General features: G+C 71.0%; 24 protein-coding genes. 13 read left to right on the forward strand and 11 right to left on the reverse strand.

Annotated features, from left to right (window positions below; translation table 11 throughout):
• Positions 1 to 39: 39 nt before the first annotated feature.
• Genes VNE60_05165 through VNE60_05175 form a run of 3 tightly spaced genes read left to right on the forward strand, consistent with a single transcriptional unit; the run spans position 40 to position 2,542 of the window.
• Positions 40 to 999 carry an arsenite methyltransferase gene (locus VNE60_05165; GenBank protein ID HVB30901.1) on the forward strand — a complete coding sequence of 320 codons (960 nt, stop codon included), beginning with the start codon at positions 40 to 42 and terminating at the stop codon, positions 997 to 999.
• On the forward strand, positions 996 to 2,042 hold the full coding sequence (gene arsB, locus VNE60_05170) for an ACR3 family arsenite efflux transporter (GenBank protein ID HVB30902.1): 1,047 nt from the start codon (positions 996 to 998) through the stop codon (positions 2,040 to 2,042). The genes VNE60_05165 and arsB overlap by 4 nt, the downstream gene beginning before the upstream one ends.
• Positions 2,039 to 2,542: an arsenate reductase ArsC gene (locus VNE60_05175; protein ID HVB30903.1), complete on the forward strand. Its 504-nt coding sequence runs from the start codon at positions 2,039 to 2,041 to the stop codon at positions 2,540 to 2,542. The genes arsB and VNE60_05175 overlap by 4 nt, the downstream gene beginning before the upstream one ends.
• Before the next feature lie 59 nt (positions 2,543 to 2,601).
• On the opposite strand, the gene gyrB is transcribed toward VNE60_05175, so the two are convergent.
• From gyrB to VNE60_05195, 4 genes are all read right to left on the reverse strand, one after another.
• Positions 2,602 to 4,542: a DNA topoisomerase (ATP-hydrolyzing) subunit B gene (gene gyrB / locus VNE60_05180; protein HVB30904.1), complete on the reverse strand. Its 1,941-nt coding sequence runs from the start codon at positions 4,540 to 4,542 to the stop codon at positions 2,602 to 2,604.
• A 137-nt stretch (positions 4,543 to 4,679) separates the two neighbouring features.
• Positions 4,680 to 4,991: a DUF721 domain-containing protein gene (locus VNE60_05185; GenBank protein HVB30905.1), complete on the reverse strand. Its 312-nt coding sequence runs from the start codon at positions 4,989 to 4,991 to the stop codon at positions 4,680 to 4,682.
• Entirely contained in the window at positions 4,988 to 6,106 is a 1,119-nt protein-coding gene (gene recF, locus VNE60_05190) for a DNA replication and repair protein RecF (GenBank protein ID HVB30906.1), read from the reverse strand. The genes VNE60_05185 and recF overlap by 4 nt, the downstream gene beginning before the upstream one ends.
• Positions 6,103 to 6,882, reverse strand: coding sequence for an enoyl-CoA hydratase-related protein (locus tag VNE60_05195; protein ID HVB30907.1), 780 nt, complete (start codon positions 6,880 to 6,882; stop codon positions 6,103 to 6,105). Before VNE60_05195 ends, recF begins: the two co-directional genes overlap by 4 nt.
• Positions 6,883 to 6,957: 75 nt before the next feature.
• On the opposite strand from VNE60_05195, the gene mtnA reads away from it, so the two are divergent.
• From mtnA to VNE60_05220, 5 genes are read left to right on the forward strand one after another with little or no spacing between them, the layout of a single operon-like run.
• Positions 6,958 to 7,986: an S-methyl-5-thioribose-1-phosphate isomerase gene (mtnA, locus tag VNE60_05200; GenBank protein ID HVB30908.1), complete on the forward strand. Its 1,029-nt coding sequence runs from the start codon at positions 6,958 to 6,960 to the stop codon at positions 7,984 to 7,986.
• Positions 7,983 to 9,464, forward strand: a complete 1,482-nt coding sequence (gene glpK, locus VNE60_05205) for a glycerol kinase GlpK (protein HVB30909.1) — start codon at positions 7,983 to 7,985, stop codon at positions 9,462 to 9,464. Before mtnA ends, glpK begins: the two co-directional genes overlap by 4 nt.
• Entirely contained in the window at positions 9,464 to 9,781 is a 318-nt protein-coding gene (locus tag VNE60_05210; GenBank protein ID HVB30910.1) for a hypothetical protein, read from the forward strand. Before glpK ends, VNE60_05210 begins: the two co-directional genes overlap by 1 nt.
• Positions 9,782 to 9,785: 4 nt before the next feature.
• The gene (locus VNE60_05215; GenBank protein HVB30911.1) at positions 9,786 to 11,786 is read left to right on the forward strand and encodes a cytochrome c-type biogenesis CcmF C-terminal domain-containing protein; all 2,001 of its coding nucleotides are present in this window, start codon (positions 9,786 to 9,788) and stop codon (positions 11,784 to 11,786) included.
• The gene (locus tag VNE60_05220; protein HVB30912.1) at positions 11,783 to 12,070 is read left to right on the forward strand and encodes a zinc ribbon domain-containing protein; all 288 of its coding nucleotides are present in this window, start codon (positions 11,783 to 11,785) and stop codon (positions 12,068 to 12,070) included. The genes VNE60_05215 and VNE60_05220 overlap by 4 nt, the downstream gene beginning before the upstream one ends.
• A 75-nt stretch (positions 12,071 to 12,145) precedes the next feature.
• On the opposite strand, the gene VNE60_05225 is transcribed toward VNE60_05220, so the two are convergent.
• From VNE60_05225 to cutA, 7 genes are all read right to left on the reverse strand, one after another.
• On the reverse strand, positions 12,146 to 12,460 hold the full coding sequence (locus tag VNE60_05225) for a hypothetical protein (protein HVB30913.1): 315 nt from the start codon (positions 12,458 to 12,460) through the stop codon (positions 12,146 to 12,148).
• 213 nt (positions 12,461 to 12,673) lie between these two features.
• Positions 12,674 to 14,395: a hypothetical protein gene (locus VNE60_05230; GenBank protein HVB30914.1), complete on the reverse strand. Its 1,722-nt coding sequence runs from the start codon at positions 14,393 to 14,395 to the stop codon at positions 12,674 to 12,676.
• Entirely contained in the window at positions 14,388 to 15,146 is a 759-nt protein-coding gene (locus VNE60_05235) for an ABC transporter ATP-binding protein (GenBank protein HVB30915.1), read from the reverse strand. Before VNE60_05235 ends, VNE60_05230 begins: the two co-directional genes overlap by 8 nt.
• A gap of 43 nt (positions 15,147 to 15,189) precedes the next feature.
• Positions 15,190 to 16,743, reverse strand: a complete 1,554-nt coding sequence (locus VNE60_05240; GenBank protein ID HVB30916.1) for a transglutaminase-like domain-containing protein — start codon at positions 16,741 to 16,743, stop codon at positions 15,190 to 15,192.
• Positions 16,740 to 17,249 carry a macro domain-containing protein gene (locus VNE60_05245; protein HVB30917.1) on the reverse strand — a complete coding sequence of 170 codons (510 nt, stop codon included), beginning with the start codon at positions 17,247 to 17,249 and terminating at the stop codon, positions 16,740 to 16,742. Before VNE60_05245 ends, VNE60_05240 begins: the two co-directional genes overlap by 4 nt.
• A complete protein-coding gene (locus VNE60_05250; GenBank protein HVB30918.1) occupies positions 17,246 to 17,920 on the reverse strand; it encodes a tetratricopeptide repeat protein in 675 nt (224 codons plus the stop codon). The genes VNE60_05245 and VNE60_05250 overlap by 4 nt, the downstream gene beginning before the upstream one ends.
• Before the next feature lie 4 nt (positions 17,921 to 17,924).
• Entirely contained in the window at positions 17,925 to 18,260 is a 336-nt protein-coding gene (gene cutA, locus VNE60_05255; GenBank protein ID HVB30919.1) for a divalent-cation tolerance protein CutA, read from the reverse strand.
• An 86-nt stretch (positions 18,261 to 18,346) separates the two neighbouring features.
• Here cutA and uvrA point away from each other — a divergent pair, with 86 nt between their 5' ends.
• The 5 genes from uvrA to VNE60_05280 all read left to right on the forward strand — a co-directional run bounded on the left by uvrA (position 18,347) and on the right by VNE60_05280 (position 24,249).
• Positions 18,347 to 21,193 carry an excinuclease ABC subunit UvrA gene (uvrA, locus tag VNE60_05260; GenBank protein HVB30920.1) on the forward strand — a complete coding sequence of 949 codons (2,847 nt, stop codon included), beginning with the start codon at positions 18,347 to 18,349 and terminating at the stop codon, positions 21,191 to 21,193.
• A 71-nt stretch (positions 21,194 to 21,264) separates the two neighbouring features.
• Entirely contained in the window at positions 21,265 to 21,933 is a 669-nt protein-coding gene (gene sdaAB / locus VNE60_05265; protein ID HVB30921.1) for an L-serine ammonia-lyase, iron-sulfur-dependent subunit beta, read from the forward strand.
• Between the two features lies 1 nt (position 21,934).
• Positions 21,935 to 22,819 (forward strand): L-serine ammonia-lyase, iron-sulfur-dependent, subunit alpha, encoded by an 885-nt coding sequence (gene sdaAA / locus VNE60_05270; protein ID HVB30922.1) that lies wholly within the window; start codon positions 21,935 to 21,937, stop codon positions 22,817 to 22,819.
• A gap of 1 nt (position 22,820) precedes the next feature.
• Positions 22,821 to 23,723 (forward strand): FkbM family methyltransferase, encoded by a 903-nt coding sequence (locus VNE60_05275; protein ID HVB30923.1) that lies wholly within the window; start codon positions 22,821 to 22,823, stop codon positions 23,721 to 23,723.
• A gap of 121 nt (positions 23,724 to 23,844) precedes the next feature.
• On the forward strand, positions 23,845 to 24,249 hold the full coding sequence (locus VNE60_05280; GenBank protein ID HVB30924.1) for a YbjN domain-containing protein: 405 nt from the start codon (positions 23,845 to 23,847) through the stop codon (positions 24,247 to 24,249).
• The last annotated feature ends 1 nt before the right edge of the window (position 24,250 follow it).

The following is a 24,250-nucleotide window of genomic DNA, read 5'->3' on the forward strand; positions in this document are numbered from 1 at the left end:
TTTCATATTCATCAACCGTTTTTGATGCCAGGAGGACCGATGCCCACGCTGCCCCTTGCCCCACGCGCCGCCCAGGACGACGCGGCCTGCTGCGGCCCCGACTGCGGCTGCCGCCCCGAGACGGCCACGATCGCCGAGCCGCCCACCGGCGACGACCTGCGGACCACCGTGCGCGAGAAGTACGGCGCCGCCGCCAAGCGCGTGCTCGACCGCGCGGCCGATGCGGGCGCCGCGGCGTCGTGCTGTGGTCCCGTGAACTCGTGCTGCGGGGGCGCCGCGTTCGACGGCACCGTGGATCCGATCACAGCCGGCCTCTACGTGCTCGGCGAGACGGACGAGCTGCCCGAGGCCGCGGTGCTCGCCTCGCTCGGGTGCGGCAATCCCACGGCGCTCGCCGAGCTGCACGCGGGCGAGGTGGTGCTCGACCTCGGATCGGGCGGCGGCATCGACGTCCTCCTCTCGGCCCGCCGCGTGGGCCCCACGGGCAAGGCGTACGGCCTCGACATGACCGACGAGATGCTCGACCTGGCGCGGCGCAACGCCGCCGAGGCCGGCGTGACGAACGTCGAGTTCCTGCGCGGCCGCATCGAGGAGATCCCGCTGCCCGGCAATTCGGTGGACGTGATCATCTCCAACTGCGTGATCAATCTCTCGGGCGACAAGGCGCGCGTGATCCGCGAGGCGTTCCGCGTGCTCAAGCCCGGCGGGCGGTTCGCCGTGTCCGACGTCGTGGTGCAGGGGCAGCTCCCCGCCGACGTGAAGCGCAGCATGGAGTTGTGGGTGGGGTGCGTGGCCGGCGCGCTCGAGGACACGGAGTTCGTGGGGCTGCTGCGCGACGCGGGGTTCGAATCGCCGAGCGTGGAGATGACGCGCACGTATTCCGCCGACGACGCGCGGGCGTTTCTCGCCAACGCCGGCCTCGATGTGGATCGGATCGCGGCCGAGGTGGCGGGGCGCGTGGGCGCGGCGTTCGTGCGGGCGCGGAAGCCGGCGGCGTGACCGTCCGGCGCCTGTCCACGCTCGACCGCTTGCTGCCGGTCTGGATCTTCGCGGCGATGGGCGCCGGGCTGCTGCTCGGGCGGATGTTTCCCGGCCTTGGCGCGCTGCTCGATCGCGTGCAGGTGGCCGGGGTGTCGGTGCCGATCGGCGTCGGGCTGCTCTGGATGATGTATCCGGTGCTCGCCAAGGTGCGCTACGAATCGATCGGCCGGCACGTGGCCGACCGGCGGCTGCTCGGCACCTCGCTCGTGCTCAACTGGGTGGTGGGGCCGCTCGTGATGTTCGCGCTGGCCTGGGCGCTCCTGCCCGATCTGCCGCACTATCGCAACGGGTTGATCATGATCGGGCTGGCGCGCTGCATCGCGATGGTGCTGATCTGGAACGCGCTCGCCTGCGGGTCGGGGGAGCTGGCGGCGGTGCTGGTCGCGCTCAACTCGGTGTTCCAGATCCTCACCTACTCGCTGCTCGGCTACCTGTTCCTGGCCGTGGTGCCGCGGTGGTTCGGCGCCGATACCGCGGCGTTGCACGTATCGATGGGCGCGATCGCCAAGAGCGTGGCGCTGTTCCTGGGCGTGCCGCTGGCGGCCGGGTATCTCACGCGGCGCGTGCTGGTGGCCCGCCGCGGCGCCGCCTGGTACGACGGCGTGTTCATGCCGCGCATCGGGCCCACGGCGCTCGTCGGGCTGCTGTACACGATCGTGCTGATGTTCGCCATGCAGGGCGACCGCATCGTGCGTCTGCCGTTGGACGTGCTGCGCATCGCGGCGCCGCTCGTCGTGTACTTCGCGGTGATGTTCGGGCTCGCGTTCGTGCTGGCGGTGAAGCTCGGATTCAACTACGAGGAGACGGCGGCGCTGTCGTTCACCGCGGCCGGCAACAACTTCGAACTCGCGATCGCGGTGGCGGTGGCCACGTTCGGCATCGGTTCGGGCGAAGCGCTGGCCGCGGTGGTCGGGCCGCTCATCGAAGTGCCGGCGCTCATCGGGCTGGTGTACGTGTCGCTGTGGGCGCGGCGGCGCTTCTTCATCCAGGAGGTTGCATGACCACCGGGCGACCGCTCGCCGTGCTCTTTCTGTGCACGGGCAATTCGGCGCGCAGCCAGATCGCCGAGGCGCTGCTCACCACCAGGGGGCGCGGACGATTCCGTGTGGGGAGCGCCGGGACGAGACCGGCGGCGCAGGTGAATCCGGGCGCGGTGCAGATCCTGGCCGAGCACGGCATCGACTGGACGGGGCGTCGGCCCAAGACCATCGACGAGGTGCAGCACGAGCCGTGGGATCTCGTGATCACCGTGTGCGACAACGCCAAGGAGACGTGCCCGGTATTTCCGGGGCATCCGGCGTTCGCGCACTGGGGGATGCCCGATCCCGCCGACGTGGCGGATGACGTTGCGCGCGCGCGCGCGTTCCGCGACACGTTGCTGGTGCTGGGCCGGCGCATCGATCTGCTGCTCGCGTTGCCGGTGGAGAAGCTGGAGCAGCGGGCGTTGGAGCTGCGGGTGGGCGGGATCGCGGTGACGGGGCAGGCGGAGGCGGCGAAATGAAGCGCGCGGGCGCCTGAGGGCTCCCGCGCGCTCGGTCCTACCGTCCTACCGTCCCAGGGTCAGATATCCAGATTCCGCACGAACTTCGCGTTCGCTTCGATGAACAGGCGCCGCGGCTCGACCTCGTCGCCCATGAGCGTCTGGAACATCTGGTCGGCCAGCACCGAATCCTCGATGTTGACCTTGAGCAGCGTGCGCTTCTCGGGATCCATCGTCGTGTCGAACAGCTGGTCGGCGTTCATCTCGCCCAGGCCCTTGTAGCGCTGCACGTTCACCGACGTCTTGCCCTCGCCGTTGCCCAGCCGCTTGATGAGGTCGTCGCGCTCCTTCTCGTCGAACGCGTAGTACTCCTCCTTGCCCTTGGCCACGCGATACAGCGGCGGCTGCGCGATGTACACGAACCCGGCCTCGATCAGCTCCGGCATCTGCCGGTAGAAGAAGGTGAGGAGCAGGGTGCGGATGTGCGCGCCGTCCACGTCGGCGTCGGTCATGATGATGATCTTGTGGTAGCGCGCCGATTCGAGGGTGAACTCTTCCTTGATGCCGGCGCCCACCGCGGTGATGATGGTCCGGATCTCCTCGTTGGACAGCACCTTGTCGATGCGCGCCTTCTCCACGTTGATGATCTTGCCGCGCAACGGCAGGATGGCCTGGAACTCGCGCTTGCGCCCCTGCTTGGCCGAGCCGCCGGCCGAGTCGCCCTCCACGAGGTAGAGCTCGCAGAGCGCGGGGTCGGTGAGCGAGCAGTCGGCGAGCTTGCCGGGCAGGTTGCCCACGTCGAGCGCCGACTTGCGGCGCGTGAGGTCGCGCGCCTTGCGCGCCGCCTCGCGCGCCCGGGCCGCCGACACCGCCTTCTCGACGATGATGTTGGCCGTGCGCGGGTGCTCCTCGAGGTAGTTGGACAACCACTCGCCCACCTCCGTCTTCACCGCGCTCTCCACTTCGGAGTTGCCGAGCTTGGTCTTGGTCTGGCCCTCGAACTGCGGCTCGCGGACCTTGACCGAGAGCACGGCGGTGAGCCCCTCGCGCGCGTCCTCGCCGGACAGCGAGAAGTCGGCCTTCTTGAGGAAGTTGCCCTTCTGCGCGTACGAATTGATCACCCGCGTGAGCGCGGCCTTGAACCCCGTGAGGTGCGTGCCGCCCTCGTGCGTGTTGATGTTGTTGACGAACGAGAACGTGGTGTCGTTGTACCCGTCGTTGTACTGGAGCGCGAGTTCGATCCCGATGTCGTCCTTGCTCGTGTCCAGGTACAGCACCTCGGGGTGCAGGTTCTTGCGCGCCGCGTTCAGGTGCTGCACGAATTCCTTGAGGCCGCCCTTGGCGTGGAAGGTCTCGGCGCGCTCCTGGCCCGGCCGCTCGTCCTTGAGCGCGATCACCACGCCCTTGTTCAGGAACGACAGCTCGCGCAGCCGCAGGGCCAGCGTCTCGTAGCGGTAGACCAGTTCGGTGAAGATCTGCGGGTCGGGCTTGAACCACACCGTGGTGCCCGTCTCATTCTTGGGCACGTCGCGCAGCACCTTGAGCTGGGTGTGCGTGTCGCCGCGCCGGAAGTCCATGTAGTGCTCCTTCCCGTCGCGCTTCACCCACACCTTCAGATCTTCGCTCAGCGCGTTCACCACCGACACGCCCACGCCGTGCAGGCCGCCCGACACCTTGTACGAACTCTTGTCGAACTTGCCGCCGGCGTGCAGCACCGTCATCGCCAACTCGACGCCGGGAATCTTCTCGATGGGATGGATGTCCACCGGAATGCCGCGCCCGTTGTCCGACACGGTGATCGAGTTGTCGGCGTGGATGGCCACCGCGATGTCGTCCGCGTAGCCCGCCAGCGCTTCGTCGATCGAGTTGTCCACCACCTCGTAGACCAGATGGTGCAGGCCGCGCTCCGAGGTCGAACCGATGTACATCCCGGGACGTTTGCGAACCGCCTCCAGCCCCTTGAGAACCTGAATCTGGCCGGCGTCGTACCGCGCTCCGGACTGGTCCGCTGATGTGCTCATGGCCCCTCGGTTTCGCGCTGAATTGTGTCCCGAACAAAGGCCGAAACTCCGGCCGCTCTCCAATCCGCGAAATCTAACGAATTTCGGCCCCGATCGCAACTCAAAACATCGCTTTTAAGTCGTCGTGGCACAACTGCTTAGCGCACCAGCCGCCACCGGATCCGGTCCACCTTCGCTCGGCCCGATTTCTCGTTGATCACGCGCAGCAGTTCCAGCTCCATCATCGCCAACTCCGTCATCCACGCGGCGTTGGTGACCGCCACCGTCAACACCCCCTGCCGCGAGATCGAAATCGGCTGCGCCACCTTCGCGATGTCCTTGCCCACGATCGACGCCCAGTCGGTGATCACCACCGCCTGTTCCAGCCGCGCCTTGAGCCCGCTCTCGTCGAGCACGCCCGGCAACAGCTCGCTCAGCCGCGTCGGCTTGCCGCGCTTGCGTTCCGTCACGCCGCCTCCCAGCACCGCATCGTCCCCGCTTCCACCCGCGTCCGCGCCAGCCGCGTGAACTCGCGCGGAATGTCGGTCTCGCGCGGCACGGTGAGCACGGTCTGTCCGATCCCGGCGCCGGAGAGCAGCGCCAGGATCCGCGCCGCGCGCCGCGCGTCCAACTCCGCGAACGGATCGTCCAGCAGCAGCAGCGGCGCGGCGCCGCACGCGTCGCGCAGCGTCTCCCACTCCAGCATCCGCAGCGCGATCGCCGCCGACCGCTGCTGGCCCGCCGACCCGAACGTCCGCAGGTCGCGTCCGTCGAGCGTGAGCGTCAGATCGTCGCGGTGCGGACCGGCCTGCGTCATCCCGCGCCGCACGTCGAGCGCGCGCCGGGCCTCGAGCGCGGCGGCGATCGCCGCCTCCGGATCGCTGCCGCCGTCCAGCGACGTCGCGTAGCGCAGCGCGCCCAGTCCGCTCTCGCCGATCTCGGCGCAGAGGGCCGCGTAGCGGTCGGCCACCGCCGCCACCCAGGCGCGCCGTTGCCGCCAGAGCACGCCGCCCGCCTGCGCCAGCGGCGTATCCCACACGCTCACCCGCGCGTCGGCGCGCCCCGTGCGCGCCGCGTCGCGCAGCGCCGCGTTGCGCCGGACGAGCGCGCCGCGATAGGTCTGCAACGCCGCCAGGTACGGCCGCGACGCCAGCGCGAGCAGGATGTCGAGATACCGCCGGCGCGCCACCGGCGCGCCGCCCACCAGGTCCACGTCGGCCGGCGAGAACATCACCGACGGCAGCGTCCCGATCCCGTCGCTCAGGCGCGCGACCGACGCGCCGTCCACCGTCACGCGCTTGCGGCGCGACTGGCGCTCGAATCCCACGCTGATCGTCCGCCCGTTCGCAATCGCGCCGTCGAGATGGAACCCGGCGGCGCCGAATCGCACGAGGTCCACGTCCCGCGCCCCGCGCACGCTGCGCAGGAGTTGCAGGTAGTAGATCGCTTCGAGGAGGTTGGTCTTGCCGTGGCCGTTCTCGCCCACCACGACCATGCCCTCGTCGGGCAGCGTGAGATCGAGCCGCGGGAAGTTGCGAAAATCGCGCAGCGCGAGCGCCGTCAGGCGGACGGCCGGGACGGTCACCGGCCGGTGAACCGCGGCGGCCGCTTCTCGAGGAACGCGGCCGCTCCCTCGTGCATGTCCGAGGACGCGGCGAGGAGGCCGAACTCCGCCGCTTCGAGGGCCAGCGCCTCGTCCAGCGGCAACTCGGCGCCGCGCTGCACGGCGTCGATGCAGTGGGCCACGGCCAACGGACCGTTGGCCAGCATCTGCAGGAGCATCGCGCGCGCGGCGGCCAGCAGCTCGCCCGCCGGCACGACGGCGTTCACGAGGCCGATGCGCAGCGCCTCGGCGGCGTCGATCGTCTCGCCGGTGAGCAGCAGTTGCAGCGCGCGCCCGGTGCCCACGAGGCGCGGCAGCCGCTGGGTGCCGCCGTAGCCGGGAAGGATTCCCAGCTTCACTTCGGGCTGCCCGAACTTGGCGTGCTCCGACGCCACGCGCACGTGACACGCCATGGCCAACTCGCATCCCCCGCCGAGCGCGAATCCGTTCACGGCGGCGATCACGGGCTTGCCGAGCAGTTCGATGTGGCGGAAGATCGCCTGCCCGCGGCGCGACAGCGCGTGCGCCTCGACGGCGCTCTTGCGCTGCAGCTCGGCGATGTCGGCGCCGGCCACGAACGCGCGCCCGGCCCCGGTGAGGATCGCGCCCGCCACGTCGTCGCGGGCCCGCACCTGATCGACGGCTTCGCCGAGCGCGGCCATCGTCGCGTCGTTGATGGCGTTGAGCTTGTCGGGGCGCGTGAACGTGATCGTCGCGATGCGGTCCGCGACGTCGAAGGTGAGCACGGAATCGGACATGGCGGCTGGGAAGAGGACGCTGTCGAATCTAACGCCGGCGCTGCGGGTCCGCCGCCGCCCGCCTACATTCCCGGCATGGAAATTCTGGAGGCCGTGCGGTGGGGCCCCGACCGCCGGAGCGTCCGCATCATCGATCAACGGGCGCTCCCGGAGCGCCAGGTCGAGTGCGACCTCCGCACGCTCGACGAGGCCTGCGACGCCATCCGCACGCTGGCCGTGCGCGGGGCGCCGGCCATCGGCATCGCCGCGGCGATGGCGCTCGCGGTGGCCGTGACGCCGGACGTCGACGCGCCGCCGGAGATGCGCCGGACACGCGCCGGCGCGGCGGCCGCCGCGCTGCGCGGCACGCGGCCCACGGCGGTGAATCTCGCGTGGGCGCTCGACCGCGTCCTCCGCGTGGCACAGGGGCCGCTGCACGGGACGCCGCTGCGCGAGGCGCTGGAGCGTGAGGCCACCGCGATCCTCGATGAGGACCGCGCCATGTGCCGGCGCATCGGCGAGCACGCGCTGGCGCTCTTCCCGCGCGACGCCCGCGTGATCACGCACTGCAACGCCGGCGCGCTGGCCACGGGCGGCATCGGCACGGCGCTGGCCGGCGTGTATCTCGCCGCCGAGCGCGGCGACCGCGTGCGCGTGTACGTGGACGAGACCCGTCCGCTGCTCCAGGGCAGCCGTCTCACGGCGTGGGAACTGCAGCGCGCAGGCATCGACCTCGTGCTGATCACCGACGCCGCGGCCCCGTCGGTCATGCGCCGCGGCGACGTCGACCTCTGCATCGTGGGTGCCGACCGCATCGCCGCCAACGGCGACGTAGCCAACAAGATCGGCACCTATGCGCTGGCGCTGGCCGCCCGCCACCACGGCATCCCGTTCTACGTGGCGGCGCCGGCGTCCACCTTCGACGCCGCCACGCCCACCGGCGACGCGATCGCCATCGAGCAGCGCGACGGCGACGAGGTGCGCCGTGGATTCGGCGTCGCCACGGCGCCGGCCGGCGTGCCGGTGTACAATCCGGCGTTCGACGTCACCCCCGCCTCGCTGATCACCGCGATCATCAGCGATCGCGGCGTGCACCGTCCCCCGTTTCACTTCGCCGCGCCATGAGACACGTCCTGGCCATCGATGAGGGCACCACCGGCGTCACCTGTCTCGTGATCGCCGCCGACGGCCGCATCGCGGGTCGCGGATACCGCGAGATCACGCAGCACTTCCCGCGCCCCGGCTGGGTGGAGCACGATCCCGAGGAGCTGTTCACGCACACCCTCGCCGCCGGGCGCGAGGCCATCGCCCAGGCCGGCATCACCCCCGACGCGATCGGCATCACCAACCAGCGCGAGACGGTGATCATCTGGGAGCGGGCCACGGGCCGGCCGGTGCACCCGGCCATCGTCTGGCAGGACCGCCGCACGGCGGCGCGCTGCGCCGAGCTGGCGCCGCGGGCGGCGTGGATCCGCGAACGGACGGGGCTCGTGCTCGATCCGTACTTCTCGGCCACCAAACTCGAATGGCTGCTGCGCGAGGAACGGCTGCTCGAGCGGTACCGGCCGGACGAACTGGCCGCCGGCACGGTGGACAGCTGGCTCGTGTGGCGGCTCACCGGCGGCCGCGTGCACGCCACCGACCACACCAACGCGTCGCGGACGATGCTCTACGACATCGACGCGCGCGCCTGGAGCGACGAGCTGTGCGCGCTGTTCGGCGTGCCGCGCGCCCTGCTGCCCGAGGTGCGCCGGTCGAGCGGCGCGTTCGGCGTCGCGCGCGCCGAGTGCTTCGGCGTCGAGATCCCGATCCTCGGCGTGGCCGGCGACCAGCAGGCGGCGCTGTTCGGGCAGGGATGCTGGACGGCCGGCACCGGCAAGAACACGTATGGCACCGGCGCGTTCCTGCTCGTGAACGCGGGAACGGCCCGGCCCGCGGCGCCCGAGGGGCTGCTCACCACCATCGGATGCGACGCCAGCGGCGCCCCCGCGTATGCGGTGGAGGCGGCCATCTTCATCGCCGGCGCCGCGGTGCAGTGGCTGCGCGATGGACTGGGCATCGTGGCGCAGGCGAGCGAGACCGAAGCGCTCGCGTCGTCCCTCGGTTCGAACGAGGGCGTGTACTTCGTGCCGGCGCTCGTCGGACTCGGGGCGCCGGCGTGGGAGCCGCACGCGCGCGGCACGATCGTCGGGCTCACGCGCGGCACCACGCGCGCCCACGTGGCGCGGGCCGCGCTCGAAGCCATGGCCTACGGCACGGCCGACGTGCTCGACATGATGCTCGCCGTGTCGGGCGGCGCGTTCGCGCGCCTGCGCGTGGACGGCGGGGCCGCCCAGAACGACTGGCTCATGCAGTTCCAGGCCGATGTGCTGGGCGTGCCCGTGGAACGGCCCGCCAACGTGGAGACCACCGCGTTCGGCGCCGCCGGCCTGGCCGGCATCGCGGCCGGCGTGTGGGCCGACGCCGCGCAGTTCCACGCCAGCCAGTCGGCGGCCACGTTCCATCCGTCGCGGGCGCGCGCCGAGGTGGCGGCATGGCGCCGCGGCTGGACGCGGGCCGTGCGCGCCGCGGTCGCGTGGGCGCGCGACGAGGAGGAAGTCTGATGCGCGGCATCCTGCTCGTCTGGACGCTCTGGGTGGGGCCCGGCGACCACGGCGGCGGCGACCGCTGGTTCGCCGCCGATAAGGCCAAGCACCTCCTGGCGTCGGCCGCCATCGAACTCACCGGCTACGCGATGATGCGCGGCGTCCGCGCCACGCGGCAGCAGAGCCTGGCGGCCGCGAGCGTGGCCACGATGGCGGCGGGCGTGACCAAGGAATGGATGGATCGCCGCGGCGGCGGCGAGTTCTCGCTCAAGGATCTCACCTGGGACGTCGTCGGTGGAACCACCGTCGCCGTCGCCTTCCGGCACGGACCATGATCGCATGACCCTGATCGGCGAACTCTCGCTCTGGATCGCGCTGCTGATGGCGGCATGGGGCGCCGTCGTCTCGTTCGCCGGCGGCGCGCTGCGCCGGCGCGATCTCGCGGCCAGCGGCGAGCGGGCCGTCTACGTGGCGTTCGCCGCGCTGCTGCTGGCCGCCGCCGGCGTGTGGACGGCGCTGCTGGCGCACGACTTCTCGTTCGCCTTCGTGGCGCTGCAGACCAACTTCAGCCTGCCGCGCGCGTACACCGTGGCGGCGCTGTGGAGCGGGCAGGGGGGCGCGATGCTGTTCTGGTCGCTGCTGCTCGCCGGCTGCGCGTCGGTCGCCGTGTTCACGCACCGCGGGCGCGACCGCGACCTCATGCCGTGGGCCACCGGGACGATGGGCGCCGTGCTGCTCTTCCTGTTGCTCATCGTCTGCCTCGACACCAACCCCTACGACCGGCTCGGGTGGATGCCCACCGACGGGCGCGGGCTCGATCCGGTGCTGCGCGATCCGCGCCTGTTCATCCAACCGCCGCTGCTCTTCCTGGGCTATGTGGCGACGGCGATCCCGTTCGCATTCTCCGTCGCCGCGCTCGTGGCGCGGCGCTTCGACGCCGCGTGGGCGCGCCTCACGCGGCGGTGGACGCTCGCCGCGTGGTTCTTGCTCACGATTGCGATCGTGCTCGGGATGCGCTGGACGTACGGCGACCCCACGCAGAGCGGCTACTGGAGTTGGCGGCCGGCCGAGAACGCGTCGCTGCTCACCTGGCTCGCCGCCTCGGCGGTGCTGCACGCGCTCGCCGTGTACGAGAAGCGCGGCGCCCTCCGCGCGTGGAGCGTGGTGCTCGTGGCGGCCACGTTCCTGCTGTCGTTGCTCGGGGCGTTCATGGCGTGGCGCGGCACCGGCGGCGCGATGCTCGGCGTGAGCCGCTCGTCGCTCGTCGGCTGGCTCGGCGTGGGATTGGTCGTCGTCGGGGGGACGGCGTACCTGGTGGCGGCGCGGCTGCACCAGGGGGCGCCCGACGCGACGATAGGCGCGCGGCTGGGTCGCGAGGCAGGACTGGCGTGGGGCAGCGCGCTGCTCGCGGCGATCGCGGCGGTGCTGCTCGTGGGCACGTTGGTGCCGCTCGCATTCGGCTGGCTGCGCGGTTCACCGCTTCCGGGCGGCGCGCGGTTCCTGAACGGCGCCGGCTTCGCGCTCGGGCTGCTGGCGGTGGCGGCCATGGCGCTCGCCACGCTGCTGCGCTGGGGCGGAACCACGGCGGCGTCGCTGCCGCGCATGCTGCGCGGCCCGGTGGCGGCGGCGATACTGGCCGTGCTCACGCTCGCCGTGCTGGGCGCGCGCGGCGCCGGATCGCTGGCCGCCGCGTGCGCGGGCGGCCTCGTCATCGGCGCGATCGCGCAGGATCTCGCGGCCGCCACGCGCGCGCGGCGCGCCGAGCACGGGGAGGGCGCGGGTGGGGCGTTGGCGCGCGTGGTCGCCGGCGACCGCCGGCGCTATGGGGGATACGTGGCGCACGTCGGCCTGGCCCTCGCCCTGACGGCGTTCGCGGGGATGTTCCTCCGGTCGCGCCACACCGTCACCGTGCGCGCGGGCGAGGCGGCCACGCTCGGCGATCCCTACGGCCACGTGTGGCGGTTCGTGAGTCAGGGCGTGTCGCGCTACGGCGCCGACGACCGCAACGTGTCGGCGGTGTCGGTGGAGAGTTCGCGCGACGGCGTGCCGCGCGGGCTGATCGTGAGCGAGCGCCGCCAGTACCTCGATGCGCAGGGACAGCCGCTGGCCGACCCGATGCCGTCGGCCGGCATCCGGACGTCGCCGCTGCTCGACACGTACGTGGTGCTCGCCGGCACGAGCGGCGACACGGCCCGGCTGGATATCGCGTTCAACCCGCTCGTGGCGTGGGTGTGGGCGGCGGGTGTGATGATCGCGCTGGGCGGGTTGATCGTGATGTGGCCGCGCGCCGAACCGGCGCGCGAGACGGCCGCGGACCCCGCCGGCCGGAGCCGCCGATGAACGCCGCGCTGCTCCTGGGCACGCTCCTCGCGCTCGCGGCGTTGGGCATCGTGCTGTACCCGCTATTTTTCCCTCCGGACGAACCGGAGCGCGAGGGATTGCCGATGGCGAAGACGGATGACGAAGGTGGTGCGCGCGAACGCGCGGTGCCGCGCGACGACGATGCCGTGGAAGCGGCGCTGCGCGCGTATCGCGCCACGCACGCGGCGTGCCCCCGCTGCGGCCCGCGCCCCGAAGCGGACGCGCGCTTCTGCTCCAATTGCGGCGCGCCGCTTCCCGGCTGAGCAGCGCGGGTATGCGGAAACGAGAAAGCCCCGGCATGCGCGATGCATGCCGGGGCTTCGTTCACACGGGCGACGTCAGCTGCCCTTCTTCGTCCCTGCGGTGTCGCCCTTCTTGGCCTTCTTCTTCATCTTGGCGCCCTTCTTCTCCATCTTCTCGCCGGCCTTGGACATCGCGGCGCCCTTGACCTCGGCCTTCTCGCCGGCCTTGGAGGCCACGGCACCCTTCTTCTCCAGCTTCTCGCCGGCCTTGGACGTCGCGGCGCCCTTGTTCTCCATCTTCTCGCCCTTCTTCTCCATCTTCTCGCCGGCCTTCTTCTTGCCGGCCTTGGTCATCGCGGCCTTGGGCTTGGCGGTGTCCTGGGTGGATTGCGCGTGCACGGTCGTAGCCATGCAGCACGCGAGTGCGAGAGCGAACCAACGCATGCGGATCATGTACTTCCTCCGAAATGGGGGGCTGGGTCCTGCGTTCGCCCGGATGGGGCGAAGCCTGGGTTACCGAAGCGTGACACACCGCTGCGGTCTTGTGACGTAAATGACCCGGGGCGGCGCGCGGGCGTCACCGCGTCCGCAGGCGGTCGCTCACGCAAAGATTCCGCGAAGGGCTCAGCGCTCGACGGCGGACAGCCTCGTCAACGCGATTCGAATGGGCACCAATGTGCATCCGACGCACAACAGCGCGGCGGCGCCGAATCCGAGCCACATCTCCACCGGATCGGGGTCCGTATGGTACATGCTGGCAGAGAGATACGAGTAGACCGGCCGGGCCTCGAGGATCACCACCCCGCCGATCATCGCCACCGACGCCATCATGAACAGCAGGCCGCCGAATGACGTCGGGATCTGGGCCGCGTTCTCGGTGTCGAACTGCGGGAACATGGTGCCGAACCCCAGGGCCAATCCGGCCACCGCGAACGTCATCAGCGTGATCGTGAGCACCGAGACGGCGAACATGAAGTCGCTCACCGCCAGCAGGTAGTCGGTCACCGAGACGATCGCCAGCGCGAGGATGAGCAGCGGCAGCGTGCCCACCCAGAACTTGGCCCACAGCAGGTCGCGCACTTCCATCGGGCTGGACCGCAGCAGCCATAGCGTGCGCCCCTCGAGGCTCACCGCCGGGAAGATGAATCGCGCGGCGATCGACGCGAGCACGAATCCCGCCAGGACGAGGTTCAGGAACGGCACGATGTTGATGAGGAAGAACGTCATGCCGTCGCCGTGCAGCGGCAGGTACTTGATGTTGAACACGTAGACCACCACCAGCACGCCGAGCAGGATGAGCTGCGACCACTGGGTCGTGTCGCGGAAGAAGACCCGGAGCTCCTTGAGCACCAGTTCGCGCTTGAGCACCGACAGCGGACGGAACACCAGCGCGCCGAAGCGCCGCAACGCCGTCCCCCGCACCCAGTGCGCGCCGCTCTCCTGCGCCTTGCTGAACCCCTTGAGGTAGAACGCGCGGTGCAGCAGCGCGCCGATCACCACCGCCGCCGCCGCCGACGACCACAGCAGGTAGAACGGCAGGTAGTCCAACCGGTACTGCAGCCAACTCATCACGCCGCGCGCCGCCCACTCGCTGGGCAGCATCGGCGACGTCGGCGTGCGGAGCACGGTCACGAAGTCCACGAGCGACCGGAAGCCTTCCGGGCGCGCCAGCCGCTCCGGCCGCACCAGCCGGAACAGGAGGACGATGCCGCCCGCCGCCAGCACCGCGATCACGCTCAGGATGTCGCGCGTGCGGCGCGCCGGAAAGATGTTGACGAGCAGCAGCGTCACCGCCGAACCGACCACCGCCGGAATGATGAGGAACGGCAGGAACACGCTGGCGCTCACCAGCGGGAACCACCACCCGCCCTCGTACACGCGCCCGTACGCGGCGAACATCGGGATCGCCAGCAGCGTCACCATCCAGCTCGAGTGGACCGTGGTCTCGAGCAGCTTGGCGAGATACAGCTTGAGCCAGTCCACGGGCCCCGAGACGAGCAGGTCGAGATCGCGCGCCAGGAAGAAGCTCGACAGCGCCGTGATGATGTTCGACAACACGAGGATCGAGAAGAACCCGATCAGGATCAGACCGAGCAGCTTGCCGGCGAGCAGCGGACCGATCTCCTCCACGCCGCGGAAGTAGTTCAACAGCCGGTAGAGCAGGAAATACACGAACGCCCAGAACAGCGCCCCGAACACCGCCAGCACGGCGAACCGCGCGCCCCGTCCCCGTTCGTCGGCCAGCAGGCGCGCCCGCGCCGTGAGCCACTTGGGCTCCAGCAGGTGGAACAGCGAGGGGTCGGCGACGCCGGTGGCCGCCAGCGCGTCGGCGCCGGCCTCAGGCATTCAACACCTCGATCAGCTCGCGCGCCGCGTTCTCGCCCGTGAGCTTGAGGAAGATGTCCTCCAGCCCCGACGCGCCGCCCTCGGCGCCCTGCCGCAGCTCCGCCATCGTCCCGCACGCCCGGATCCTGCCGCTCTGGATGATCGCGATCCGGTCGCACAGCGTCTCCGCCACCTCGAGCGTGTGCGTGGACATCATGATCGTGTGGCCGCGGTTGACGTACTCGCGGAACAGGTCCTTGAGGATGCGCGCCGCCTTCGGATCGAGGCCCACCATCGGCTCGTCGACCACGATCACTTCGGCGCGATGCACGAACGCGCTGGAGATGATCAGCTTCTGGCGCATGCCATGGCTGTAGCTCTCCACCAGCTCGTCCTGCCACTCGGCGAGATCGAACAGCGCCAGCAACTCGCGCGCCCGGTGCTCCACCTCGGGGCCCTCCTGATCGTACAGCCCCGCCACGAATCGCAGGAACTCCGCGCCCGTGAGCTTCTCGTAGATGAACGGCCGGTCGGGGATGAACCCCAACTTCATCTTCGCGGCCATCGGATCCTTGTCGATGTCCACGCCGCCGATCTCCACCGTGCCGCCCGTGGGCCGCAGGATGCCGGCGATCATGCGCAGCGTGGTCGTCTTGCCGGCGCCGTTGGGGCCCAGGAAGCCGAACAGTTCGCCGCGCGGCACGTCGAGATCGATCGCGTCCACCGCCGTGAAGCTGCCGTACCGCTTGGTGAGGCTCTTGAGTCGGATCATGGCCGGGTGTGAGAGTGGAGGAGCGGAGGGCGCGCGTGCCCGATCACCGTGCCGGCGTGCCGGCGGGCAGGACCTCGATGCGCAACACCCCGATGAGATGGATCAGTTCCGCCTGCCGCGTGAACCCGCCGACCACGAACCGCAGGTGCGCCGCATCGGCCGGGAATTCCCCGAATGTAGGATCGACGGCTACCCACCGTCCGAGGTAAACCTCGGGCCACGCGTGATAGTAGAACTTGCCGTTCACGTAGGCCAATCCCGCCGCGACCCGCGCCGGGATGCCCGCCGCCCGCGCCAGCGCCACGTACAGCTGCGTGTGCTCGTTGCAGTCCCCGCTGCGGGTCTTCAACACCTGCAGCGCGTCGGGCACGCCCAGACTGATCTTCTTCTCCAGGGAATCGTACACCCACGCGTTGATGCGCCGGGCCACCGAGCGCGCGTCGCGGTCGGCGCCGCGGATCCGCAGCGCCAGCGCGTGGATCTGCGGATTGGCCGACTCGATGAGCGGCGCCGGTTGCATCTCCCGCCCCAACGCCGACGACGGCGTCGTGCCCAGCAGGAACCGCGGCGCGAGGCTGTCCGGATCCTCGCGCACGATCGTCAGCGTGTCGCCGTGCAGGGTCTGCCGCCCGCCCGACAGATCGAAGCCGGCGAGGTCGGCGCCCGACAGCCGCACCCGGAGCCGCGGCAGCTCACGCGTCACCCGCGCGTTGGCCGCGATCGCCGTCGTCTCGAGAATGTCCCGGTCGGCGTTGGGCGCCGCCTGGCCGCCCGCTTCGGCGTCCAGACGCCAGTTCTCGAATGCCACCGCGTACGGCCGCCGCTCCAGCCGCAGGCCGAGCTGCGTCGTCGCCACCACGCGCCCCTGATCGTCGATCCAGCCGCCGATGCCGTTCGTGCCCTCGCTGGACAACCGCCAGGCGCGGAGCGTATCGGGCTGCACGCCACGCCACCGCATCGTCGTCGAATCGAGCACCGCGCTGTCGCTCACCACGAACGTCGTTTCGGCGCGCACGCTGATCCGCGCGTCCTTGGGCGCCATCGTGGTCGGATCGAACACCGGCAGCACGTACGACTTGCCCACCTTGGGTTCCTCACCCAGCGCGATCGCCAGCGGCACGAGCGTGGGCAGCAGGATCGGCCCCCCGATCGCCACCCGTTGCGAGTCGGTGGCCGGCGCGCCCCCCGACGACAGCGCGTACACCACCACCGAGTCGCCGTCCACCCGCCCCCCGGCATGGAAGGGCGCCGAATCCGACTGCACGTCCACCTCGAACCGGCGCACGCGCAGCGCGCGCGACACCTCCACCGTCGTGCGCGCCTGCAGGCGGTGCACCGCGCCGCCCGCGGTCAGATCGGCCACCAGATAATCGGTGGACGTGATCCCACCCGGCACCGTGTCGATGGTCGACGACGCGAACCCCACCTGGCGCGCGCCCTGCATCACCGCGAAGAACACCGCGCCCGGCGTCACGCGCGTGGCCGCCTCGGCCAGCCGCTCCACGTTCGGCTGGAAGTACTCCCGCCGGATCAGCACCCCCATGCCGGCGGCCCACAGCACCAGGATCGCCGCGCCCACCCAACCGCGCCGGCTCACCGCGTCCCCCGCGTCAGGGCGAGCGCCGCCCGCCACGCCGCCTCTTCCACCGGATTCTCCACGATCACGACGATCGATCGCGGGTACGGCGCCCGCGCCACGTGCTGCTGCAACACGCCCACCATCACGTCGGCGCTGTCCTCGACGTCCAGATTGCCGGCGCCGATGCCGAACGGCGCCACCGCCAGTTCGCCGATCTGGAAATCCACCGCCCGCTGCATCGCGCTCACCAGCGCCCGGCGCACGGTGTCCCGCGTGATCCGCTCCTCGTGGCTCCCGACCACCGCGTGGATGAGCAGTTCCACGCCCAGATCGCCGGCCGTCGTGACCACCGCCGCCCCGACCGGCAGCGGCTGGACGAGCGGCGCGCGCTTGGCCAGCGCGTCGCCGCCGGCCTGCTCCACGCGGCGCAACAGCGGCGTGGTGGCGCCGAGCGAGGCGTCCACGGGCCAGGCGATCGCCTCGCCTTCGTAGAACGCGAGATCGTCGATCCGCACCTCGATCACGGGGTGCGCGCCTCGCGGGCGCGGCGGTGCGCTTCGGTGGCCTCGTCGCGCCGCCCCAGGCGGTCGAGCACCATGCCCACGCCCTTCATGGCCCGCCAGTTGGCCGGCTCCAACTCCACCGCGCGCTCGTAGGCGGTGAGCGCCGGGAGCAGGTCGTCCACGTGATTGTACGCCTCGCCCAGGTAATACTGCACCGCGGCGTCGGCCGGCGAGAGCGCGGCCGCCTCGCGCAACGGCTCGATGGCGTCGCGCCACCGGGCCCGCTTGCACGCCAGCAGCCCGCTGGCCAGCAACACGCGGACGTCGTGCTCGGCCACGTGCCCCGCCCGCCGCAGATCCGCCCCCGCCCGCTCGAACCGCGACTCCGACGCATGCAGCGTGGCGCGCTCGCACAGCAGCTCCACGTCGTCGGGCGTCTCGCCCAGCATCTTGTCCAGGCGGGCGATCGCCCCCGTCACGTCGCGGCGCTGCAGGCGCTCACGCACCTCGTCCAGCGCGGCGCGCCGCGCCGGCCCGTCGACCCGCTCCGCATTCGCCGCCGCGCCCGGCGCGTCGGCGTTCGGCACCACGGGCCCCGCGGGCACCTCGCGTTCCACCGGCGGCCGGCCGGCGCCGCGGTCCCCGGGGCGGCCCGACTCCGGCGGGTCCAGTCGATCGTGCGTGCGGCTCATCGCGTCACGCAAGCGCGAGCGTGGTTTCGCTGCTGATCCATTCCAGATATTTCGCCAATCCGGCGGAAACGGGGAGGGCGAGCAGTTCCGGCACCTTGTAGGGGTGCAACTCGCCAAACGCCATCTGCAGGGTCTCGAGGCGCGCCGATCGGGTCTTGAGCAGCAGCACGACCTCGTGCTCGTCGGCGATCTTGCCCTGCCAGCGGTAGAGGGAACGGGCGCCGGGCAGGAGCGTGCCGCAGGCGATCAGCCGGCGTTCGAGGAGGGCGCGCACCAGACGCACTCCCTCCTCGTCGGAGGCGACGGTGGTCAGGACGACGATGGCATCGGTGTGAGGCATGGCGGGCGGGAGAGAAGTTCCCGTAAGATAACGCCCGAACCCCCCGGCTTGTCTCCTCCCGCCCGACCGGCCAGCTTTCCCAGGCTATGGCTGAAGATGCGTTGATCATCCGCGGGGCGCGGGAGCACAACCTCAAGAACATCGACGTCGTGATCCCCCGCGACCGTCTGACCGTGATCACCGGGCTCTCCGGATCCGGCAAGTCCTCGCTCGCGTTCGACACGATCTACGCCGAAGGCCAGCGTCGGTACGTGGAGTCGCTCTCCGCGTACGCCCGGCAGTTCCTCGGCCTCATGGAAAAGCCCGACGTCGATTCCATCGAGGGCCTGTCGCCGGCCATCTCCATCGAGCAGAAGAGCGCCGGCCACAATCCGCGCTCCACCGTCGGCACGGTCACCGAGATCTACGATTACCTGCGCCTGCTCTACGCCCGCGCCGGCACGCCGCACTGCCCCAACTGCGCCCGCCCGGTGGAGCGCCAGAGCGCCGCGCAGATCACCGAGATCGTCCTCACCTGGCCGGCCGACGCCCGCATCGAGATCCGCGCCCCCCTCGTCCAGGGGCGCAAAGGCGAGTTCCGCGACCTCTTCGAGGCCGTCCGCAAGCAGGGCTTCATCCGCGCCTACGTGGACGGCGAACTCATCGAATTGGCGGCCCCGCCCAAGCTCAACCGCCGCCAGAATCACACGATCTCCGTGGTCGTCGACCGCACCGCCGTCCGCCCCGACGACCGCGCCCGCATCACCGATTCCATCGAGACCGCGCTCAAGCTCGCCGACGGCCTCGTCGAAGTGCACGACGCCTCGCGCAAATCCGCCGAGATCTTCTCCGAGCGCTACGGCTGCCCGGTGTGCGGCCTCTCGCTCCCCGACCTCGAACCGCGCCAGTTCTCGTTCAACTCGCCCTTCGGCGCCTGCACCGAGTGCGGCGGCCTCGGCACCCGCCGGCGCGTGGCCGAGCCGCTCGTGCTCGGCGACGCCCGCATCTCCATTCTCGAGGGCGTGATCCTGCCGTGGGGCGAGCCCACCGGACAGCTCCGCCGCGTCATCCTCCCGGCCCTCGCGCGCCAGTATCACTTCGACCTCAACGCGCCGTGGGGCGACATCCCCGAGCCGGTGCGCGACGTCCTCCTCCACGGCGACACCGGCAAGCGCGGCACGCGCCGCGCGGACCTCGCCTGGGAAGGCGTCCTGGCCAACGTCGAGCGCCGCTACGAGGACACCAGCTCCGACGCCGTGCGCCTGGAACTGCAGGAGTACATGCTCTCGGTGCCCTGCGAAGCGTGCGCCGGCTACCGCCTCAAGCCCGAGTCGCTGGCCGTGTCCGTGGGCGACCGCCATATCGGCCAGGTGGTCGAGATGCCGATCGCCGCCGCGCGCGCCTTCTTCGAACAGCTGCCGCTGCGCGCGCCCGGCACGCCCGGCCTCGACCCCGGCATCGCCGGCCCCATCCTCAAGGAAGTGCGCGAGCGGCTGCGCTTCCTCGTCGACGTCGGCCTCGACTACCTCACGCTCAGCCGGTCGGCCGAGTCGCTCTCCGGCGGCGAAGCCCAGCGTATCCGCCTCGCCACCCAGATCGGCTCGCGCCTCGTGGGCGTGCTCTACATTCTCGACGAGCCGAGCATCGGCCTGCACCAGCGCGACAACGCGCGCCTGCTCGCCACGCTGGAGCAGCTGCGCGACCTCGGCAATACGGTCATCGTCGTGGAGCACGACGAGGAGACCATGCGCGCCGCCGACCACGTCATCGACCTCGGGCCCGGCGCCGGCAAGCACGGCGGCCGCGTCATCGCCGAGGGTACGGTGGACGAGGTCATCGCCACCCCCGGCTCGCTCACCGGCAAGTATCTGAGCGGCGAGATGCGCATCGAGACGCCGGCGTCGCGCCGCCCGGTGAATCGCGACCGGCTCATCCGCATCGAGGACGCCGAGGAGCACAACCTCCGCCACGTCACCGCCGAGATCCCGCTCGGGCTGTTCGTCGCCGTCACCGGGGTGTCGGGGTCCGGCAAGTCCACGCTCATCGAAGACATCCTGCATCGCGCCCTGGCCCGCCACTTCTACCGCGCCCGCACCATTCCGGGACGCCACGGCCGCATCGCCGGGCTCGAGCACGTGGACAAGGTCATCGACATCGACCAGAGCCCCATCGGTCGCACGCCCCGCTCCAATCCGGCCACCTACACCGGGCTGTTCACGCCCATTCGCGAACTCTTCGCCGAGATGCCCGAGGCCAAGATCCGCGGCTATGGGCCGGGCCGGTTCTCGTTCAACGTCAAGGGCGGCCGCTGCGAAGCGTGCCAGGGCGACGGCCTCGTGAAGATCGAGATGCACTTCCTGCCCGATGTCTACGTGCCGTGCGAGGTGTGCAAGGGCAAGCGGTACAATCGCGAAACCCTCGAAGTGCGGTTCCGCGGCCTCAGCGTCTCCGAGGTGCTCGAACTCACGGTCGAGGACGCCCTCGCCTTCTTCGAGAACCAGCCCCGCATCCACCAGAAGCTCCAGACGCTGTTCGACGTCGGCCTGGGCTATGTGCACCTGGGCCAGAGCGCCACCACCCTGTCGGGCGGCGAGGCGCAGCGCGTCAAGCTCTCCACCGAGCTCTCCAAGCGCGACACCGGCCGCACGCTGTACATCCTCGACGAACCCACCACCGGCCTCCACTTCGAAGACGTCCGCCTCCTGCTCGACGTGCTCCATCGACTCGTGGACCGCGGCAACACGGTGCTCGTCATCGAGCACAACCTGGACGTCATCAAGACGGCCGACTGGATTCTCGATCTCGGGCCCGAAGGCGGCACCCGCGGCGGCGAGATCGTGGCCGCGGGCACGCCCGAAGACGTGGCGCGGGTCGACGCCTCGTACACCGGCCAGTACCTGCGGACCCTTTTGTCGCGTAACCGGGGTACTGAAAAGAAACGCCGCTCGCGGTGAACCTCGCGCCGGCGCCCATCGGGCGCGGCGCGCCCACCGTGCCCGCTCTCCGACCCTCTCCGCCCACTTCCATGGTCTCTCTGCTCGACATCATCGGTCCGGTCATGGTGGGCCCGTCGTCCTCGCACACCGCGGGCGCCTGCCGCCTGGGCATCGTCGCGCGCTGCCTCGTGGGCGGCACCCCCGACCGCGCCCGCATCGAGTTGCACGGCTCGTTCGCGCGCACCGGCGAGGGCCACGGTACCGACAAGGCCATCGCCGGCGGCCTCCTCGGCTTCCGCCCCGACGACGAGCGGTTGCGCGACGCGCTCGAGATCGCCGAGCGCGACGGCCTCGAGTACCGCTTCGAGAAGACCACCATCGCCGACGACGCCCACCCCAATACGGTGCGCATCACGGTCGAACGCGGCGAGCGCACACACGTCATGCTCGGGTCGTCGCTCGGCGCCGGCCGCATCCACGTCACCGAGATCGACGGCTTTCCCGTGGAAGTGCTCGGCAACCACTACACCATCGTCCTCGTGGCCGAGGACGTGAAGGGCTCCGTGGCCCGCATCGCCACCATCCTCGCCGACGACGGCCTCAACATCGCCACCCTCCGGCTCAGCCGGAAACACCGCGGCGGCGACGCGCTCATGGTCATCGAAGTGGACGAGCCGCCCGACGAGCGCGTGCGCGAGCACATCCGCGCGCTCCCCTGGGTGCGCTGGGCGCACCGGCTCGAGAAAGTGAGCGGCTGACATGTATCGCTCTCTCGTGGAAGCCATTCGCGACGCCGAGGCGCAGGGCAAGACGCTGGCCCAACTCGCCCTCGAAACCGAAGCCCGCGATCAGGGACGCCCCGTGCAGGAGATCCGCGACGCCCTGCGCCGCGCGCTCCACGTCATGCGCGACGCCGTGGCGCGCGGCATGGCCGGCGACCTGCGCTCCGCGTCGGGCCTCGTGGGCGGAGACGCGGCCAAGCTGCGCACCGGGCCCGCCGGTCCGCTGTCGGGCACGCCATTCCGCGACGTGCTCGCCCGCGCCCTCGCCGTGCAGGAAGTGAACGCGGCCATGGGCGTCATCGTCGCGGCGCCCACCGCCGGCGGCGCCGGCATCCTCCCGGCGGTGCTCACCGGACTCGCCGCCGCCCGCCCGATCACCGACGAACAACTCGTGGACGCGCTCGCTACCGCTGGCCTCATCGGCGCCGTGGTGGCGGAACGGGCCTCGCTCTCCGGCGCCGAGGGCGGGTGCCAGGCCGAGACGGGCGCCGCCGCCGGAATGGCCGCCGGCGCCGCCACCGAGATGCTCGGCGGTTCCCCCGCCCAGGTGGGCCACGCCGTCGCCCTCGCGCAGCAGGCCACCCTCGGCCTCATCTGCGATCCGCTCGGCGGTCTCGTCGAACTCCCGTGCGTGTTCCGCAACGCCACCGGCGCCGCCATCGCGCTGGCCGCGATCGAGATGGCGCTGGCCGGCATCGAATTCGCCATCCCGTCGGACGAGGTCATCGACGTGATGGGCGAGATCGGCCGCGAGATGGATGTGCGCTATCGGGAAACCGCGGGCGGCGGCCTGGCCGCCACGCCGACCGGGCGCCGCCTGGCGCGCGAACGGCTGGTGCAGATCAAGCGGTCCGGCGCCTGACATGCGATTCGCCGAAATGGCGCGCGGGACGATCAAGCCGCACTACTTCTTCCGTCCCACCCAATTGGCGCGGCGGATCGCCTGGCGCCTGCGCCGCGAATCGGTGGACCGCGTCACGGTGCGGCTGCCCTGGGGCATGTCCATCCGCTGCTTCGCGGGCGACGCGATCGGGTTGTCGCTGCAGCAGCTGGGCGTGTTCGACCTCGGCGTTGCCGAGGTGCTCTGGCGGCTGGCCGATCCGGGGGAACTGGCGCTCGACGTCGGCGCCAACATCGGACAGATGACGGCGCTGCTCGCCCGGCGCACGGGCGCGGCCGGTCGCGTGTTGGCGTTCGAACCCAACGACGAGGTTCGCGCCGAGCTCGCGCACAACGTGGAACTCTGGCGGTCGGCCGCCGGCGTGGCCGCCATCGACATCTCGGCCGCCGCCCTCTCCGATCACGACGGCGAAGGCGAACTCCTCCTCCCGCCGTCCTATGAATGGAATCGCGGCGTCGCCGAGGTGGCCGGGCCGGGCAGCACCGGCCGCGGCGAACGCCGCCGCATCCACCTCGCGCGCCTCGATACATTCGTCCTCGATGGCGCCAGGGTGGGCGTCATGAAGTTGGACGTGGAGGGACACGAGCCCGCCGTACTGCGCGGCGGCCAGTCGCTGCTCGCCGAGCACCGGGTGCGCGACGTGGTGTACGAGGACCACGAGCGGTATCCGAGCGCGGTGTCGCGCATGCTGGAGCACCACGGGTATCGGATCCTGGCCGTGGGGGCGGGATTCTGGGGCCCCCGGGTGGGTCCGCCCGGTGGGTCGTCGCTCGTGGCGAGCTGGGAGAGCCCCAGCTTCCTCGCCACCCTCGACCCCGACCGCGCCCGCGCGCGATTGCGCCCCCGGGGCTGGCGCGTTCTATAGAACAGATCCCCCTGGGCCGTTGCCCGCCCCCCGGCGCAGCGGTAGCTTGACCCCAGGGTGCTTGAAACGCCGCCGCGATGGTTCCGTAAGGTCTTACCAGAGTATCACACGGATAGCGCCGATGGTCACCAAGGACGAAATCGAAGGCTTTCTCGACCGCCTGAGCGTGGACGGGGCGACGCACGAGGAGATCGAATCCGGTCTCTGGGTCGTCAAGCCCGGTGGCTCCCAGGACTTTGACGTGGTCGTCCACTACTCCCCGCCGGTGGTCCTGCTGCGGGTGAAGGTGATGACCCTGCCAACCCAGCATGGGGCGCTCGCCACGCTGAGTCGCCGGCTGCTGGAGATGAACGCCAGCGATCTGCTCCATGGCTCGTACGGCATCCAGGGCGATTCGGTCGTCCTCACCGAAGCCCTCGAGTTGGAACACCTGGACTACGACGAATTTCTGGCGAGCTATGAGAGCATGACCCTGGCGCTGGCGTCGCACATGCGCGAGCTGGGCTCGTACCGCGAGGCACACTGAC

It is taken from the genome of Gemmatimonadaceae bacterium, assembly GCA_035533755.1.
Classification (GTDB): domain Bacteria; phylum Gemmatimonadota; class Gemmatimonadetes; order Gemmatimonadales; family Gemmatimonadaceae; genus JAGWRI01.